This window comes from Streptococcus sp. KHUD_017, from assembly GCF_054861245.1.
Window position 1 is genome coordinate 1,788,144 of record NZ_CM142175.1, and the last position, 16,195, is coordinate 1,804,338.

Below are 16,195 nucleotides of genomic sequence, written 5' to 3' on the forward strand. Positions count from 1 at the left end.
AAGGTCGTGTTTGCTATCACGATTGAAGGTCGTTTGAGCAGTTTTCATTATAACATGCTTGGTTAGAGAAGACAAGGAAGATGCTGACAAACCTAGCCACCTCTTTTATAAATACATGAAGATAGGATACAAAAAAATCAATCCATTCCTAAATCTCTATTCTCTTTAAAAACTTATTTTTAAAATCAACTAAAAATGATATACTTTAATAAGGAGGAATGCGCACATGATTCCATATATACACCATCATCCATGTGCGTAGAACTAATGTGAACAACTACAAAGATATTCTAAAATCAAAAAATACTATTTTTATTATTACACTTATTGCAGGTATTGGACTTTTGACAGGCTTAGTCCTCCATCAAGAAAAAATCCAAGCAGAGAGAGGGAACGTTGCTCTCATCAAACAACAAAAAAATCAACAAGATGTCGAACAAGTAAAAAACGCCATTAAAGACTTCAATATTGATTCTGAAACTATTATAGAAGATTGGAAAAAAATTCAAGAATTAAAACCAACTACTGATGAAGGCAAAAAGACATTAGCAGACTTTCTCGCTTCTACTGCCGATAAAGTCACAAATCATTATAGTGAAAAAGCTTTGAAATTAGATATAAAGGATTCTGATAGCCAGTTTCAAGATAAACAAACACTTGAGACAGCCATCACTTCCTTGCAAAAAATAATAGACATCATTAAAAACATTAATTCTGCCAGCGACCAAGTTGCTCTTGAAGAAAAGATAAAACCAATTCAAGAACTAATCTCTAAATTCCAAAAACAAGTTGAAGTCTTGACCAAAAAAGAAGAAGAAAAAACTACCCAAACAGAAACGACTACTAGAGATGCCGGAATAGAAGCCAACCGTTCAGAAGATAGTAGCTATATTCAAAGCTATCCAGAAACAAATGGAAGCATATCTAATTCCCAAGCACCTGCAGCTGAGCAGTCTTCATCTGGTAGTACTAGTAGTGGAGGAGATAATAGCGCTAATACAGGAGGTCAAACTGCTGATTCTTCAGGTTCTCAATCAGAGTCTAATAGCGATACAACCAGTTCGTCTAACTAATAATCTAGATGTCGAAATCCCATAAACTTGTAAGCCCTCAACACCAATGTTTATAATGATCTCTCATCAAATGTAAACACACAAAAAGAGCCTTAAACGGCTCTTTTTTAGGGCTCTATGATATTTGTAGTAGGTAAATTCCCTATAGATATTATGGAGCCAATTATTGATAAAAACTTTAGTCATCTTCGTCTCTATAAAAATATTTTCTATACACCCTTGATAATATCAAAATTAATGCCCATATCGTACTAAGAGCTATAATAATAGAATTTATTGGATTTATTTCAGTATGTCCAATCACTAGTCCAATTATTGGACTAGTAGACATGCTTAGATATAATGAAAATGACAAAATATGATGTTGCTGCTGAATCTCTCAACTCTTTATCTTTACAATGGTGATAAGTTAGTTTACAAACAGCTTTGCTACACTCTCTTGGAGGAAGCAAAAATAAGCAAACGGTATGACACACTTGCGTTTTCCTATATTCGTATAGTCATTTGTACTAATGATGCTCAGTTGATACAAAATGGACTCTCCTTAGCTAAGCTAGTAGAAAATGAACACTTACTAACAGAACTAGAGCGAGAAGTTGATATCTTTGTAAACAAAAAAGAAAGTCATTGAGACTTCCTTTTCTATATCTTCTTAATACCAACCGTTGTTAAGCCAGAAGTTCTTAGCAGCTGTCCATGAACCGTAACGTCCAGCAACATAAGCGTCTGCTACACGTTCTTGGTTTTCAGCTGAGTAGTCGCCATTCAAGTAAGAATCTGTCAATTGGTAACGTCCGATGTAACGTCCGTTTGTCGCTGTGTAGCTACCTCCTGATTCTTTTTGAGCGATCCATTCTTTCGCTTCTGCTTCAGATCCGCTTACAGTTGCAGCTGGAGCTGAGTAGCTTTCTGTTGCTGCAGGTGCTTGAGCTGGAGCTTCGTAAGTTTCTTCGTATGTAGTTTCTTCTACAACAGTTTCAGCAACTGCTGGAGTTTCTTCAACTTCTGCTACAGGAGCTTCTGTTGTTGTAGTTTCAGCAACTGGAGCTGCCCCATCGATAACCAATACTTGGTCAACAAAGATAAGGTCAACATTTTTAATGTTGTTCAATTTAGCTAATTTTTCAACTGTTGTGTTGTAAGTCTCAGCAATTTCTGAAAGAGTATCTCCAGGTTTAACTGTATAAGTTTTTGTTTCTTGTGCAAAAGTAAGTGATGGTGCAAGGAAAGCAAGTACAACTGCAAATCCTGCAAGTTTAGTCTTAATGTTTAATTTCATTTAAAAAAGTTCTCCTTTTTTCTTATACTACCATGATACCTTTCTAATGTTACTATTTGTTAACGAATTTGTGTAGAAATGTTACAAAACTGTGATTTATTTACTTAAAAAAGCCACTTTTTGTTACAAAACCCTTGTTATAAAAGCTTTTTAATCTTTTTATATATTTCAGAAAGTAATTAAGCACTTACATCTAATCTTTGCTATAATAGAAGTAAGAATCTTTTTAAGGGGAAACAGATGCAATCACTTCGTTTTCAATCTGTCTTTGATATCATTGGACCAGTCATGATTGGGCCATCTAGTAGTCACACGGCGGGAGCTGTTCGTATCGGTAAAATCGTTTCATCTATCTTTGATGATACTCCAACTGAAGTTGAATTCCAGCTTTTTAACTCTTTTGCAAAAACCTATCGTGGACACGGGACAGACCTTGCCCTTGTAGCTGGGATATTAGGAATGGATACCGATGACCCTGAAATTCCAAATAGTTTAGAAATTGCTCATAAGCGTGGCATTAAAATCGTATGGACCATCCAAAAGGACAGTAATGCTCCCCACCCAAATACTACGAAAATCACTGTTAAGAACGATCGTAAGACTATCAGCGTAACAGGAATTTCAATCGGCGGTGGAAATATCCAGGTGACAGAACTCAATGGTTTTGCGGTATCCCTCAACATGAATACACCTACTATTATCATCGTTCATCAAGATGTTCCAGGTATGATTGCTCATGTGACAGAGGCCCTATCACGCTTTGGCATCAACATCGCCCAAATGAATGTGACCCGAGAAAAGGCCGGGGAGAAAGCCATTATGATTATCGAAGTTGATAGTCGCAACTGTGAAGAATCTATCGAAGAAATTCGTAAAATTCCTCATTTGCACAATGTCAATTTCTTTCAATAGGAGAAAATATGTTTTACTCTATCAAAGAATTAGTCGAACAAGCCGAACTAGATTTTCAAGGAAATGTTGCTGAACTCATGATTACAACTGAGTTTGAGCTAACTGGTCGTGAGCGAGAAGAAGTTCTCCTCCTCATGGAACGCAATCTTGAGGTTATGAAAGCTTCCGTCGAGCTTGGTCTCAGCGAAAAGAAATCTCGTAGCGGTTTGACAGGTGGTGACGCTGCCAAGCTAGATCATTACATCAAAAAAGGAAAGACCTTATCAGACTTCACTGTCTTATCTGCCGCCCGTAACGCCATTGCCGTTAATGAGCACAATGCCAAGATGGGCCTTGTTTGTGCGACACCGACCGCAGGTAGCGCAGGTTGTCTTCCTGCAGTTCTCACATCTGCTATTCAAAAGTTAAATTTAACACATGAACAACAACTAGATTTTCTCTTTGCTGCTGGTGCTTTTGGGCTCGTCATTGCTAACAATGCCTCTATCTCGGGAGCCGAAGGAGGCTGTCAAGCCGAAGTTGGATCTGCCTCTGCCATGAGCGCTGCTGCCCTAACCCTGGCTGCAGGTGGAACTCCTTATCAAGCGAGTCAGGCTATCGCGTTTGTTATCAAAAATATGCTCGGTCTTATCTGCGATCCCGTTGCAGGTTTGGTTGAAGTCCCATGCGTTAAGCGTAATGCCATGGGAGCAAGCTTCGCCTTCATCGCAGCTGATATGGCTCTAGCTGGTATCGAATCAAAAATTCCCGTTGACGAAGTCATTGATGCCATGTACCAAGTAGGCTCTAGCCTCCCAACTGCCTTTCGTGAAACTGCCGAAGGTGGTCTCGCAGCCACACCGACAGGCCGTCGCCTTCAAAAAGAAATCTTCGGCGAATAATTTCAAGATTACTAGGAGAATCAATGTCATCCTTATCAGCCATCTTTTTCGACTTAGATGGAACCCTTGTGGACAGCTCTATCGGTATTCACAATGGCTTCACCTATACTTTTGAACAACTGGGAGTCCCTAGTCCAGATGCAAAAACCATCCGTGGTTTTATGGGACCTCCTTTAGAAACTAGTTTCGCTAGTTGCTTACCAACTGAGCAGATTGAGTCAGCTATCCAGCTTTATCGCTCCTATTATAAGGAAAAAGGAGTTTACGAAGCCCAGCTCTTTCCACAAATCAAGGAACTACTCACTGAACTAGCTCAACAATATCCTCTCTATATCACGACAACAAAAAATACTCCGACAGCAGTCCATATGACAGCTAATTTTGAAATCGATCATTTCTTTGACGGCATCTATGGTTCAAGTCCTCAAGCAGTGCACAAGGCAGACGTCATTCGTCAAGCTTTGGCAACTCATAACTTGGACCCAGAAAAAGTGGTCCTTATCGGAGATACTAAATTTGATATGATTGGCGCCCAAGAAACTAGCATTAAAAAACTAGCGGTTACTTGGGGATTTGGTGACGAGAAGGACCTCATGACCTATCAACCTGACTGGGTCGCACATCAACCAGCAGACATTTTACGTCAACTATAATTGAAATCCTAAACAAAAAACACTCCAATTAAATTGGAGTGTTTTTTAATTTGTGCTTGCTTTGATCTGTCATTTATTAGTTAGTTACTTCCTTGGTTGGCATTGCCAGCAGGACTAAAAGAATAAATCCTCCCATTGGAGCGAAAGCGAGAAAAATGAAGGCCCAGTGAAAGCCTGCGTCACGTAAACGACGAATTCTTAGAGCGATACTTGGTATGAATATCACTAAATAAAAAATGATATAAAAACTCAGAATTCCCACACTTGCGATAGGGTCTGCTACTTCTTCTTCAGTAAAGACAGCCTGAAAATAGGTAATATAAAGAGGAATGGATAAAACACTGTTCATTATCCAAACCCACCAAAAATCCGGACGCGTTGAACGGCCTGTGAAATCTAAAAACCCTTTAAAGAAATTTTTATAAGCGTTAATCATAGAATACTCCGTATTAGATCTTAAACAAGGCATGAGAACTACTAGACAAGATTCAACCGTAAAACCGAAATCTTTTAGTTCTTATCTGATTCTTCGAACGGTGTCACCTCGATGACTTCTTCGACATTAACTGCCTGAGGTTCACTATAGTTTACCACTTCAGTTTCTTTTGTCGGCATAGCATGTAAAATCAAAAGGGCAATCCCTCCCATAGGGACGAAGCGAAGGAAGATAAAGGCCCAGTGGAATCCAGCATCACGCAAACGGCGAACCGACAAAGCTAGTGTTGGCACTAAGATTGCTAGGTAGAAAACTGCATAAATAATAACAACTAAGCCAAATACCATAAAAGTCGCTTCGCTCACTGAATCGTTTATTGAATCCATCACGGCACTAAGAAATACGGTGTAGAAATAGATAATCCAGAAAGGAATAGAAAGAATAAAGTTTCCTAGCCAAACCCACCAGTAATCTGGCCGCGTTGAACGTCCAGTGAACTCTGCATAATTCTTAAAAAAATTTTTATACGCATTAATCATAGGATACTCCCATTTTTTATTTTACTAGTAGATACTGTACAGTTATAGAACACTCCCAAATCTAGTAAAAGACCTGGGAGTGTTAGCAAATTGTTCAATAATATTCAAGAAGTCCTATGCAAGATTGAAACTTCTTAGTCCTTGTAGCATTCTTCAGATAGTTAATCTTATAGTGTTTCCTTTGTTGGCATAGCGAAAAGTACTAGAAGAACAATACTACCTAGTGGAACGAATAAAATAAAGATCAATGCCCAGTGGAAACCAGCATCACGAAGGCGACGGACCATCAAAGCAAGTGACGGCAATAAAAGTGCTAGGCCAAAAATAAAATAGATAATAGCGATAAAGCCCAAAGATATAAGAGCACCCTCGTTTCGCGAATTAGCCAGAGCATTTCCGTATGTTAAGAAGAAAGGAATATAAAGAATAATATTTCCAAGCCAAACCCACCAATAGTCGGAACGTGTTGAACGGCCTGCAAAATCTACATATCCTTTAAAAAAATTCTTATAAGCGTTAATCATAAGTTACTCCCTAATTTTTTATTTACTATAGTTTACCATATCTGTTCAATAATAACAAGTTTGTTCAAAAAACTCTGAAAGTCTCTCGAAATCTAGAAAAAAGAGATTATCTATATTTAGTCAACATGTGTTGTTTCGTTAGCAAAGCTAATAATAGCTCTCTTCAACTCAGAACCCTGCATAGTACGGAACTCTTCAATCTTCTGATTGATTATTTCAAGAGGCATCACATTTACCTTACCAACAAAGATTTTGTCCATTACTTGATTGTCAACTAATTCAGTTGATACAAGTAACTCTTCATATAGTTTTTCACCTGGACGGATCCCTACTTCTACGATTGGAATTTCATTTTCAGTATGGCCACTGAGTAGAACCATTTTCTTAGCCAAGTCGTAAATGCGTACTGGTTTGCCCATATCAAGGATAAAGACCTCCCCATCCTTGGCATAAGCGCCCGCATGAATCACCAAACGACTAGCTTCTGGAATAGTCATAAAGTAACGAGTCATTCGGAAGTCTGTCACCGTTACAGGACCACCTTCAGCAATCTGACGTTCAAAAACAGGAATCACACTACCACGACTACCGAGTACGTTACCGAAACGCACCGCACAATAGGTTGATTGGCTACGTTGGTTAAAACCTGTAACAATCAACTCAGCCACACGTTTAGTTGCTCCCATTACGTTTGGTGGATTAACGGCCTTATCTGTCGAAATCATGACCATTTTTGGAACTCGAGCAGCGTCAACTGCCTTAGCAACATTATAAGTTCCAAGGATGTTATTCTTGAAGGCTTCTTTTGGATTACGCTCCATCATCGGAACATGTTTATGGGCTGCAGCATGGTAAACAATAGCTGGTTCGTACTGCTCAAAAACTTGAAGCAAACGATCGTAATCTTGAATATCAGCAATGACAGGAACAAAATCAATTTCCTGGAACTTGCGAATCAATTCATGGTAAATAAGATAAATAGAGTTTTCTCCATGACCGAGCAGAATGACACGTTCAGGATTGAAACGACTAACCTGACGACAGATTTCTGAACCGATTGATCCTCCGGCACCGGTCACCAAGATGGTTTTACCAGTGATTTCAGAACCCAGACGTGATTCATCAAGCTGAATCTCCTTACGTCCTAAAAGGTCTGTGATATCAATCTTCTGGAAACCACCTGCTTGAGGTTGGATGCCTTGCACAACTGACTCAATCATCGGCATCTTATAGCATTTTACACCGATATGGTTACACATTTGCAGGATTCGCTCATATTCAGATGGATCTAGTGACGGAATCGCAACGATAACTTTTTCAACTCTATAGCGTTTAGCCAATTCTGGTAGATCATCATAAGAACCCAAAACTGGGATTTTCCCAAGCTTTTGTCCTTTTTTCTTTTCATCATTATCCAAAATCCCAACCAGTTCAAGGTCACTAGTAGGATGTTGGTAGCTGTCCATAAAGAGCGCACCACCATCGCCTGCACCAATCAAGAAGGTACGACGGTGTTCTCCTTCGCCATTTCCCTTTCTACGTCTTGAGTAAATCAACTGCCAAGTGATACGAGGAAGTAGAATCAAGAAAGTTGTTAATAGGATAAAGAGTACGATAAAGCGGACAGAAAAGAGTGGCAAGAAAGCATAGCAGATCACATAAGAGAAGATACTACTGATAGTCACTCCGAAGAAAATCTTCATAAAATCTGTGATTTTGCTATATCTACTAATACTAGCATTCAGCCCCCAAAATCCAATCATAAGCTGGTAGAAAAGGAAGGTTAGGCCTGTGTAAATGACATAGTCTACCGGGGCTGGATTAATCAAGCCATAAAATAGAATATAGGAAACAATAATTGATAAGACCATACTGGCAATATCAAAAAATCCCCAAAATATTTGTTTCTGTTGTTTATTTAATACTTCAACCAGATCAATTACGTAATCTGTTATTTTTTTATTCATGTGAATGGTATCCTCCTACACAGAGAAAATGTTTAATTGAGCATGAGATAAAGAGTCTTAATTTAAATACTGAATTTCAGATTTATAACTTTTTTTCCATTTAAAACCTTTAATCAACCCAACTATTGTGCCTATGCCGTAGGCAAAATGGATTGAAAACAGCATAAATGGCATTAAGAGCAATGCTACATTTTTATGTTTCAATAAGGTAAGTATAGTCAATGAAATTACAAATAGGCTATAAACTGCTACTAGAAACATTAAAAACAATGGAGAAAAAGGTAGTAATATAGTACTTACAATAATACTTAACACAAAAGCAAAGGGAACATAGTGAAAAATAGATAGACATTTTGGTTTAACATGAGTTGTCAATCCAATCCATAGACCATTTGAATACTTTTGATGGAGCATCTTTTTAAATGTGGGTCGAATATATTGATAAGATAAAACGTTAGGACTAAATCTTATCTTATATCCGTGATTTCTGATACGATAATGAAGTTCATTGTCTTCTGTTCTTCCGAGCTGTTCATCGACTAGACCAGCTTTCTCAAAAACTTCTCGACGGTACATACCATGAAAAATTGAAGAAACATATCTGTCTTGAGAGCTGTTTCGATAATCTGCGATGCTACTTCCAAACATATTTTCTTCAACGATATGTAAAGCTTCTGACCACTTCCCTTCGTCTTCAACAATCGTCGGTCTAGGGCCACCACAGATATACTCTCCCTGATTAATTAGCTCAACATTATTCCTCACAAAATTCTCTGTGACTTTGGAGTGCGCATCAATCTTCAAAATAAGGTCTCCATTAGAATTCTTAATCCCTAAATTAAAGCCACTTGCTTGATTCTTTTTAGGGTTATCATACAATCTAATTGACCTAAATTCAGTATTCTCAGAGATAAATCGCTGAATAATATCGGTTGTATTATCTGTGGACATTGCATTAATAAATAGAATTTCAATATTTTCTTTATTATATGTCTGTCTTTTTAAATCTTCAATTAAGACCGGTAAATATTTTTCTTCATTATAAGCACTAATCACAATAGAGACGATTAAATTATCGATTTGTTGAATCACTTACAGTCTCCTAAATATTTTCTTTCACTATTTTATCACAATTTTTCAGACTTTCCTATTTTTATTTGAATCCCAGAAAAAAACTAGTAAATATATTGTCCTTATTTTCTATGATTTCCTTTGGGAAAGTCGAGGATTACCTCACGTTAGCTTGACATCTTTAGGGAAAAAAATTAAAATAAGCTGTTATCAAAATCAGCTTATTGAGGTTCACATGAAAAAACGATCACTCTTTTTTATTCTAGGAATTATCTTAATCGGAGCGGTCTTAAGAGCTCCTTTCACAGCTTTACCGACTATTTTAGGTGATATTGCCCAAGGTTTAGGCGTGGAAGTTAGTTCACTTGGTGTTTTGACCAGTCTCCCTCTCTTGATGTTTGCCCTCTTCTCCTCTTTTGCGACTCGTTTAGCTCAAAAAATTGGACTCGAGCACCTTTTCACCTATAGTCTTATCGTATTGACCATAGGTTCAGTGATTCGTATCTTTAATCTTCCTCTACTCTATCTAGGGACTTTACTCATCGGAGCAAGTATTGCGATCTTTAACGTGCTCCTTCCTAGCGCCATTCAGGCCAATCACCCACAAAAGATTGGCTTTCTGACAACCATCTATGTGACCTCTATGGGGATTACAACGGCTCTTGCCTCCTATCTCTCTGTACCCATTACTCAAGTAAGCTCTTGGAAAGGCTTGATTCTCTGTTTATCCTTGGTCTGCCTACTAACTTTAGTTGCCTGGTTCCCCAATCATCGTCACAATCATTTTCTAAAAGGAAGTGAGAAAAAACAAAAGAAAGAGAATATCTTAAAAAACAAGGAAGTTTGGGCTATTATTGTATTCGGTGGACTTCAGTCCTTACTCTTCTATACCAGTATGACCTGGTTACCTACCATGGCAATCAGTGCTGGCTTATCTCACACAGATGCCGGTCTTTTAGCTTCGATCTTTTCTCTAACTAGTATCCCCTTCTCTATGACTATTCCAAGTTTAACGACTCGTTTGTCCAATCGTCACCGTCAAATCATGCTGACAGTCATCTCTATCGCTGGATTGCTTGGAATTGCCATGCTCTTATACCCGAGCAATAGTTTCCTCTACTGGTTAGTAGCGCATCTCTTGATTGGTACTGCCTGTAGCGCTCTTTTCCCTTATCTCATGGTTTGCTTCTCCATCAAAACAAGCTCGCCTGAAAAGACGGCCCAATTGTCTGGACTTGCCCAGACCGGAGGCTATATTTTGGCAGCCATCGGCCCAACCCTCTTTGGTTACAGCTTTGACATCTTCCATTCCTGGGTCCCAGCTGTTATTACCCTCCTAGTCATTGATATCATCATGACGGTCGCCCTCTTTATGGTGGATAAATCGGATAAAATCCTCTAAAAAGATTTTAGAATTTACCACAGATAAACACACTTTTCAAGCCAGACTGAGTCTGGTTTTTTGGATCTTCACAACATTTTACAAAGTATAGATTTACCAAGCATACTACTCTTACTATGCGCAAAAATGATATAATAAAGCTAGGAAAACTTCGGTTACAATTTTTTAGGAGTAGCACTGTTTGGGTACATAAAAGGTTATTACTTTCGGAATTGATAGTTGAAGCGATGCTAAAGTTGAAATTATAAACGTCTACATTCATAATTGTTTTAACACCATTAAGAAATTTTGATTAGATAAAAAATCTCGATTAACCCAGGACCATCGAATCATATAAGGAGAAATTTGTATGCTAGCAAAAGCAGGGGACGTCTATTGTGTTTACAATTTCCATCTAAAAAAATACACAGCTTGTCAGATAACCAAGATAGAAGAGGGGGAGAAAAAGCCGCAGGCTGTCCTACTGTCTTTAGACTGGTCAGGAAAACAACCTCTTAGAGAAGAAGAACTATCTTCTTTGAAGCCACTCTATATAGATTTTATGTACTGGGAAAGAAACTTACATCTCAGTAATGTTGATATTCATGTACCGTCACATTATATTTTTATTGGTAATACAACACCATTAACAACCGAAAGCACAAACACATATGCTATGTTTTGGGGGAATGGTTACGATATTTATAGGCAACTGAAATGGCAAGAAATACCAAAAGAAAAAAGAGATTTATTTAAGAAAGCAGATAAAAGCAAGGAAAAAGTTTCATTTACAGGAAATGAGTGCCGTATTTCTAAACACAATATCAATGACGAGTGGACGCCTTTTGAAGATGCATTAGAATTAAAAGTCTTCCCTTGTTTATCTAAGTTGACATTAACGAGATGGCACAAAAATATATATGAATATTTACAGTCAACTCCTTTTATTACAGAACTAGTTCTTGAGAATCATGGACAAACAAAACTGGATTTTTCTAAGACATCCATACATCGGCTTTCCATTGATTTGACAGGCGTAGAGGAACTTAGATTGAACGATGATTTGGAGGAGCTAGTCTTATTAGGAGACATGAGCGACAATTGTCAAATACTTGTAAAGGACCATGGAGCCAGCTTACGATTACAACTTGATAGTTCTCTACCTAAGGCACTGGGATTAAAAGATTTAGGAGCCATCCATTGTTCTAACATCCTTGAAATAGACTTTGCACAAATCTTGAATAACTATCCAAATCTTAGGGAATTAAGATTGTGGGGGAAACCTGGTCATATTCTTAATTTCCATAAATTGTCAGAGTTAAAAGAGTTAATCAATTTTTCAACCGTTGATTTGTTTGGCTTTACTGCAGAGGATATCCCCAAACCAGAAGATTTACCTCGATTAAGCATGTTTTGGATGAGCAGCTTACCAGAAGAGGCCGCTAAAGTAGCCAAAAAATATTATAAAAAACAGCAGGACAAGGGACTAAATCTTTGGATAACAAAACCGAGAAAAGCTGAATGGCTAGCCCAAAACCTAGACAATCCATTTCGCTCATGGGATGGACAAGAAAATATTTCAACCGCAAACGCAAAAAAAGCAGCCTCTCTATATAGAAAGACTAGAGCAAGCCTTATAAAGCTTCTAGAAAACCCCAACGAGGACACTATGAAACACATAGAAGTCCTCATAAGAGAGTATACTCAAGGTTTCAATAAAATGGACAAGCGTAACTATTTTATTGAAACAATCGAGAGAGAGGATATCTATGATGCCTTGATCGAGATCTTAGTTTTACTACCTGAAGATTTAGGGATGGACAAAGAAAAATTTATAGAAGTCTTTGATGAGCTAAAAGATTTTTAAATGAGAAGTTTTTCTAGTTCATTCTTGAAACGGAGATTATCATGACTAACTTTATACAGACTATCACAGTCGAAAATCGGCAGGTCGACAAAGAAAATTACTTTACAATTGGCTACTCTCCAGAGATAGAAAAATCTTTACTGTGTGTTTATATTTCTTGGATTGCTGGTTACGAACGCTATTACGAGTTAGATGACGAAGATTTGGCTCTCTTTGAAAGCAAACGAGAAGAATTTCTCAAAAAATATGAAAAAGAAATCAAGGCTTATCGGACTGAAAGATTGATTGGTTCTGGGGCTCTGAGGGATTACAATTTCAGATCTTTGCCTGAGAATATCCTAAAAAACTTGGATAGCTATCCTCCATTTAACGGATATGTCTATCAAAACGGCATCCTCTGTGCTAGAATCAAGATTGAAGACAAGTATTTTTATCTTCCACCCATTTATGATGAGGATTACAGATAAGCATTGCCTCAAAGTAATGCAAAACAGCCTCCAATCTTCTAGTTTTTACTAGGAGATTTTTATATATAAAAATTTTACACATATTACTTGACAGGGCTTTCATTTAGATGTATGATGTATGTGTAGAATAATTATATATAAAATTTTTACATACTAAAAAAGGAGGTGCCCCATGTATTTTCCAACATCATCGGCCTTGATTGAATTTCTCATCTTGGCCATTCTAGAACAAGGGGATTCCTATGGTTATGAAATTAGCCAAACCATTAAACTCATCGCCAAAATCAAGGAATCTACTCTCTACCCCATCTTGAAAAAACTGGAGACCAACCGCTATCTGACTACATACTCTCGCGAATACCAAGGTCGGATGCGCAAGTACTACTCCTTGACAGAAATTGGAGAGGAGCAACTATTTGTCCTTCGAGAAGAATGGACACTCTACACTGACACTATCAACGGCATCATAGAAGGGAGCATTCGCCATGACAAGAACTGAATATTTGAATCAGCTTGAAGCCTATCTGATGAAGCTTCCTCAAGCTGATCGCATTGAAGCCATGGATTACTTCAAAGAACTCTTTGATGATGCTGGCCCAGAAGGTGAGGAGGACCTTATCGCTAGCCTGGGAAGTCCAAAAGAAGCTGCCCATGATGTCCTGACTACACTTCTTGATAAGAAAATAAACGAAGAAAATTCCAATAAGAACAACCGTCAGGTTTTACAAATCGCAATCCTCGCACTTCTGGCTGCACCTATTGGGATTCCAGTCGGAATTGGTCTTCTCATGGCTATCATCGGGATTTTTATCGCTGCGGTTAGTGTACTTTTAGCCTTCTTTGCTGTTTCAGCAGCTGGGATGGTTCTCGGAGCTGTTCTCCTATTTGAAAGCTTCTACATTCTGGCTGAATCGACATCTGCTTTTGTGCTGATTTTTGGAGGAGGTTTATTAGCGATTGGGGCTTCGTCTCTAGTCTTACTAGCAACTTCTTATGTGACCCGTTTCTTTGGATTACTAGTCCTTCGACTTATCCAATGGATTCTTAATAGAGGAAAGAGAGGTGAAAGACATGCGTAAATGGACAAAAGGATTTCTTATCTTTGGTGTTGTTACTAGTATCATTGGTTTTTCCATGATGATCATCGGGATCCAAACAGATGGTGTCAGAAGCCTCCTTGCAATGTCTCAAAAACCAGTATTTGAAAGCCGTAAGGAAGAACTTGTATTTGACCAAGACATTGAAAATCTAAACATCTCTCTAAAAGAACATTCGCTCGTTATCACTGAATCAAGCGATGACAAGATTCACATCCAGTATCATCCAACCTTCTCTGAAAAAGAAAATCTTCAAAATTCTATCAAAGAAAAAACTCTTGATATTTCAGACACCGAGTCAACTAAGCGTCGCTCTATAGGTTCTAGTATTGAGGGTATCCTATTTATCGCAAGCAGAGTCTCAAGCCGCAATGATGAAGTCGTGCTCTCATTACCAAGAGGAAAAGAATTAAAAAATCTAACCACCCAGATCGAACATGGAGATCTTTCGATCACTAATGCAAAACTTAGTAATGCCAAGATTCAGTCAAATGGCTATCTTCGTATCACTAGTAGCGACATCAAAAATAGCCAATTAACCACAGCTGGAATCGTCAATGTATTTGAAACAAATCTAACAGATAGTCTCATCAAAGCAGAGCATGAACATATCATGGCAGACGATATCCAAGTACATGGTCGAGTGGAATTTGAGGCCAAAACAACTATCTCGCTCGAGTTATCCCAAAAGGAACTTGACCGAATCAATGTAGATTTTTCTACTGAACATGGTGAAATCTATCGTTGGCACCGAGACGGACATGACAGTCCTAGGGGAGGTAGTAAAGGTGAAACTTTAGCTAACCCATACAAAACAGAAAAAAAAGATACGCAAGATCTCCTCGTCGCAAAAGCGAATCAACGTATCTATTTCCCAAAATGAGATCGCTTGCTTTCTTATAGAAATCATGAATAAAAACAACTAGTAGTTACTACTCAAAAATTAATCAAAAAAGGGAGGTCTATTATGACTCAAGAATGGTTTGAAAGTGCTGATTTCGAAAAAACAGCCAACAATGATAAAAAAGATAGCCCATCCGACTCAGTTCTCCTTGAAGAAGATTCAGAGGCAGGAGAAGAGGCGCCAGTAGTTGAGGAAAATCCTCAAGCCAATCCTGAAAATCAGGAAACTGACCTAGAAAAAGTAGAGGCTGAAGAAGAAGAAGAAACTGAAGAAGCTGAAGAAGAACTGGTAACAAAGACAGACAAGTCAGAAGAACCTGTTAAAGAAGTTTCTCAGACAAGCAAACCTTTAACCAGCAAATCTTTGGAAAGCCCATTTTTACCAGACCCTACACCTACAAAAACTGCAATCTTCAAAGAAGAATTGGCTGATTTTTGGACTTGGCTACTAGGTGCTCTTAAAGAGCCAACAGCAAGCATTGATACAGATAAAAAACATAGTTATAACGCCTTTGCGCTCCTAACTATCTTTTCTGCCACAAGTTTCCTCTTTACAGTTTATCACGCCAAACAAGGCTACTATGGTCGTATGACAAGCATCGATGCTCACTTCATGGAACAATTCCCGTCTCTCAATCTCTTCTCGGTCTTCTCCATCCTAGTAGCGACAAGTCTCTTCTTCTTTTCAATTCTCATGGGTGGATTTGTAGTCAAACGCTTTGTCGACCAGGACAGTGACTGGACACTGGAAAAAACCTTGCAAGAACACAGCAGGCTCTTCGCCCTTCCTATCCTGCTCACGGGTATTGCGAGTTTCTTTGCCTTCTTTAATAGTCTACGTTTTGCGGCTCTTCTCTGCCTCATTAGCATTGCTCTGACTCTCTTGGCCAATCTCTACATCATCTCAAGACCTAGTAAGGATAGGCAAACTGATCCCTTCTATCGCCTTCTCTTAGCTTTCCTAGTCAACGGTGGTGTTCTATTTCTCTTCTTTCTAGCAGAAATGGCACTTGTTTTCGACTATCTTCGAATTCTTTCTTTTATGTAAGATAAAAACCTGTCACTCTGACAGGTTTTTTTGTGTACACAAAAAGCAGATCAAACGATCTGCCTTTTCACATTATTTAAAACCAATATCTTTCATT

The 16,195-nt window shown here is 38.2% G+C and carries 19 protein-coding genes; 12 read left to right on the forward strand and 7 right to left on the reverse strand.

The window, feature by feature from the left end:
• Window positions 1-269 precede the first annotated feature (269 nt).
• Complete coding sequence (locus tag ACVAMZ_RS09015) at window positions 270-1,073, forward strand: hypothetical protein (protein ID WP_263394153.1); 804 nt, start codon at window positions 270-272, stop codon at window positions 1,071-1,073.
• Window positions 1,074-1,251: 178 nt separating this feature from the next.
• Here the strand turns inward: ACVAMZ_RS09015 and ACVAMZ_RS09020 are convergent, their stop codons facing one another.
• Window positions 1,252-1,449, reverse strand: coding sequence for a hypothetical protein (locus ACVAMZ_RS09020; RefSeq protein WP_416385342.1), 198 nt, complete (start codon window positions 1,447-1,449; stop codon window positions 1,252-1,254).
• Between ACVAMZ_RS09020 and ACVAMZ_RS09025 the strand changes: the two genes are divergently transcribed.
• Window positions 1,432-1,704, forward strand: a complete 273-nt coding sequence (locus ACVAMZ_RS09025) for a hypothetical protein (protein ID WP_263394154.1) — start codon at window positions 1,432-1,434, stop codon at window positions 1,702-1,704. The genes ACVAMZ_RS09020 and ACVAMZ_RS09025 overlap by 18 nt on opposite strands.
• 21 nt (window positions 1,705-1,725) lie before the next feature.
• Here ACVAMZ_RS09025 and apf read toward each other — a convergent pair whose 3' ends face one another.
• Window positions 1,726-2,352: an aggregation-promoting factor gene (apf, locus tag ACVAMZ_RS09030; protein ID WP_263394155.1), complete on the reverse strand. Its 627-nt coding sequence runs from the start codon at window positions 2,350-2,352 to the stop codon at window positions 1,726-1,728.
• Window positions 2,353-2,592: 240 nt separating this feature from the next.
• On the opposite strand from apf, the gene sdaAB reads away from it, so the two are divergent.
• The 3 genes from sdaAB to ACVAMZ_RS09045 are packed head-to-tail and all read left to right on the forward strand — an operon-like array spanning window position 2,593 to window position 4,798.
• Window positions 2,593-3,264: an L-serine ammonia-lyase, iron-sulfur-dependent subunit beta gene (sdaAB, locus tag ACVAMZ_RS09035; RefSeq protein ID WP_004251057.1), complete on the forward strand. Its 672-nt coding sequence runs from the start codon at window positions 2,593-2,595 to the stop codon at window positions 3,262-3,264.
• Between the two features lie 8 nt (window positions 3,265-3,272).
• Window positions 3,273-4,145 (forward strand): L-serine ammonia-lyase, iron-sulfur-dependent, subunit alpha, encoded by an 873-nt coding sequence (sdaAA, locus tag ACVAMZ_RS09040; protein ID WP_461684627.1) that lies wholly within the window; start codon window positions 3,273-3,275, stop codon window positions 4,143-4,145.
• 23 nt (window positions 4,146-4,168) lie between these two features.
• A complete protein-coding gene (locus ACVAMZ_RS09045) occupies window positions 4,169-4,798 on the forward strand; it encodes an HAD hydrolase-like protein (protein ID WP_461684628.1) in 630 nt (209 codons plus the stop codon).
• Between the two features lie 76 nt (window positions 4,799-4,874).
• Here ACVAMZ_RS09045 and ACVAMZ_RS09050 read toward each other — a convergent pair whose 3' ends face one another.
• The 5 genes from ACVAMZ_RS09050 to ACVAMZ_RS09070 form a co-directional block, all read right to left on the reverse strand.
• On the reverse strand, window positions 4,875-5,234 hold the full coding sequence (locus ACVAMZ_RS09050) for a DUF805 domain-containing protein (RefSeq protein ID WP_049494423.1): 360 nt from the start codon (window positions 5,232-5,234) through the stop codon (window positions 4,875-4,877).
• A gap of 74 nt (window positions 5,235-5,308) precedes the next feature.
• Window positions 5,309-5,773, reverse strand: a complete 465-nt coding sequence (locus ACVAMZ_RS09055; protein ID WP_461684629.1) for a DUF805 domain-containing protein — start codon at window positions 5,771-5,773, stop codon at window positions 5,309-5,311.
• A 167-nt stretch (window positions 5,774-5,940) separates the two neighbouring features.
• Entirely contained in the window at window positions 5,941-6,297 is a 357-nt protein-coding gene (locus ACVAMZ_RS09060; RefSeq protein ID WP_178895584.1) for a DUF805 domain-containing protein, read from the reverse strand.
• Between the two features lie 116 nt (window positions 6,298-6,413).
• Window positions 6,414-8,264, reverse strand: a complete 1,851-nt coding sequence (locus tag ACVAMZ_RS09065; protein WP_178895585.1) for a polysaccharide biosynthesis protein — start codon at window positions 8,262-8,264, stop codon at window positions 6,414-6,416.
• A 57-nt stretch (window positions 8,265-8,321) separates the two neighbouring features.
• Window positions 8,322-9,356 carry a glycosyltransferase family 2 protein gene (locus ACVAMZ_RS09070; RefSeq protein WP_461684630.1) on the reverse strand — a complete coding sequence of 345 codons (1,035 nt, stop codon included), beginning with the start codon at window positions 9,354-9,356 and terminating at the stop codon, window positions 8,322-8,324.
• 214 nt (window positions 9,357-9,570) lie between these two features.
• Here ACVAMZ_RS09070 and ACVAMZ_RS09075 point away from each other — a divergent pair, with 214 nt between their 5' ends.
• The 7 genes from ACVAMZ_RS09075 to ACVAMZ_RS09105 all read left to right on the forward strand — a co-directional run bounded on the left by ACVAMZ_RS09075 (window position 9,571) and on the right by ACVAMZ_RS09105 (window position 16,098).
• Complete coding sequence (locus tag ACVAMZ_RS09075) at window positions 9,571-10,737, forward strand: CynX/NimT family MFS transporter (RefSeq protein ID WP_049494428.1); 1,167 nt, start codon at window positions 9,571-9,573, stop codon at window positions 10,735-10,737.
• 349 nt (window positions 10,738-11,086) lie between these two features.
• Window positions 11,087-12,583 carry a gliding motility protein gene (locus ACVAMZ_RS09080; RefSeq protein ID WP_461684631.1) on the forward strand — a complete coding sequence of 499 codons (1,497 nt, stop codon included), beginning with the start codon at window positions 11,087-11,089 and terminating at the stop codon, window positions 12,581-12,583.
• A gap of 41 nt (window positions 12,584-12,624) precedes the next feature.
• The gene (locus ACVAMZ_RS09085; RefSeq protein ID WP_461684632.1) at window positions 12,625-13,050 is read left to right on the forward strand and encodes a hypothetical protein; all 426 of its coding nucleotides are present in this window, start codon (window positions 12,625-12,627) and stop codon (window positions 13,048-13,050) included.
• Window positions 13,051-13,222: 172 nt separating this feature from the next.
• Window positions 13,223-13,549 (forward strand): PadR family transcriptional regulator, encoded by a 327-nt coding sequence (locus tag ACVAMZ_RS09090; protein WP_049526196.1) that lies wholly within the window; start codon window positions 13,223-13,225, stop codon window positions 13,547-13,549.
• Window positions 13,536-14,129, forward strand: a complete 594-nt coding sequence (locus ACVAMZ_RS09095; protein WP_461684633.1) for a DUF1700 domain-containing protein — start codon at window positions 13,536-13,538, stop codon at window positions 14,127-14,129. The genes ACVAMZ_RS09090 and ACVAMZ_RS09095 overlap by 14 nt, the downstream gene beginning before the upstream one ends.
• Window positions 14,122-15,030, forward strand: coding sequence for a DUF4097 family beta strand repeat-containing protein (locus tag ACVAMZ_RS09100; RefSeq protein WP_414254577.1), 909 nt, complete (start codon window positions 14,122-14,124; stop codon window positions 15,028-15,030). Before ACVAMZ_RS09095 ends, ACVAMZ_RS09100 begins: the two co-directional genes overlap by 8 nt.
• Window positions 15,031-15,114: 84 nt before the next feature.
• The gene (locus ACVAMZ_RS09105; protein WP_461684634.1) at window positions 15,115-16,098 is read left to right on the forward strand and encodes a DUF6574 domain-containing protein; all 984 of its coding nucleotides are present in this window, start codon (window positions 15,115-15,117) and stop codon (window positions 16,096-16,098) included.
• The last annotated feature ends 97 nt before the right edge of the window (window positions 16,099-16,195 follow it).

What these genes read in the sequence shown, in the direction of transcription:
- ACVAMZ_RS09060 (WP_178895584.1), bottom strand. Translation starts at nt 6,297, where the DNA reads ATGATTAACGCTTATAAGAATTTTTTTAAAGGATATGTAGATTTTGCA.
- apf (WP_263394155.1), bottom strand. Translation starts at nt 2,352, where the DNA reads ATGAAATTAAACATTAAGACTAAACTTGCAGGATTTGCAGTTGTACTT.
- ACVAMZ_RS09055 (WP_461684629.1), bottom strand. Translation starts at nt 5,773, where the DNA reads ATGATTAATGCGTATAAAAATTTTTTTAAGAATTATGCAGAGTTCACT.
- ACVAMZ_RS09080 (WP_461684631.1), top strand. Translation starts at nt 11,087, where the DNA reads ATGCTAGCAAAAGCAGGGGACGTCTATTGTGTTTACAATTTCCATCTA.
- ACVAMZ_RS09090 (WP_049526196.1), top strand. Translation starts at nt 13,223, where the DNA reads ATGTATTTTCCAACATCATCGGCCTTGATTGAATTTCTCATCTTGGCC.
- sdaAB (WP_004251057.1), top strand. Translation starts at nt 2,593, where the DNA reads ATGCAATCACTTCGTTTTCAATCTGTCTTTGATATCATTGGACCAGTC.
- ACVAMZ_RS09085 (WP_461684632.1), top strand. Translation starts at nt 12,625, where the DNA reads ATGACTAACTTTATACAGACTATCACAGTCGAAAATCGGCAGGTCGAC.
- ACVAMZ_RS09105 (WP_461684634.1), top strand. Translation starts at nt 15,115, where the DNA reads ATGACTCAAGAATGGTTTGAAAGTGCTGATTTCGAAAAAACAGCCAAC.
- ACVAMZ_RS09050 (WP_049494423.1), bottom strand. Translation starts at nt 5,234, where the DNA reads ATGATTAACGCTTATAAAAATTTCTTTAAAGGGTTTTTAGATTTCACA.
- ACVAMZ_RS09045 (WP_461684628.1), top strand. Translation starts at nt 4,169, where the DNA reads ATGTCATCCTTATCAGCCATCTTTTTCGACTTAGATGGAACCCTTGTG.
- ACVAMZ_RS09095 (WP_461684633.1), top strand. Translation starts at nt 13,536, where the DNA reads ATGACAAGAACTGAATATTTGAATCAGCTTGAAGCCTATCTGATGAAG.
- ACVAMZ_RS09065 (WP_178895585.1), bottom strand. Translation starts at nt 8,264, where the DNA reads ATGAATAAAAAAATAACAGATTACGTAATTGATCTGGTTGAAGTATTA.
- sdaAA (WP_461684627.1), top strand. Translation starts at nt 3,273, where the DNA reads ATGTTTTACTCTATCAAAGAATTAGTCGAACAAGCCGAACTAGATTTT.
- ACVAMZ_RS09100 (WP_414254577.1), top strand. Translation starts at nt 14,122, where the DNA reads ATGCGTAAATGGACAAAAGGATTTCTTATCTTTGGTGTTGTTACTAGT.
- ACVAMZ_RS09025 (WP_263394154.1), top strand. Translation starts at nt 1,432, where the DNA reads ATGATGTTGCTGCTGAATCTCTCAACTCTTTATCTTTACAATGGTGAT.
- ACVAMZ_RS09075 (WP_049494428.1), top strand. Translation starts at nt 9,571, where the DNA reads ATGAAAAAACGATCACTCTTTTTTATTCTAGGAATTATCTTAATCGGA.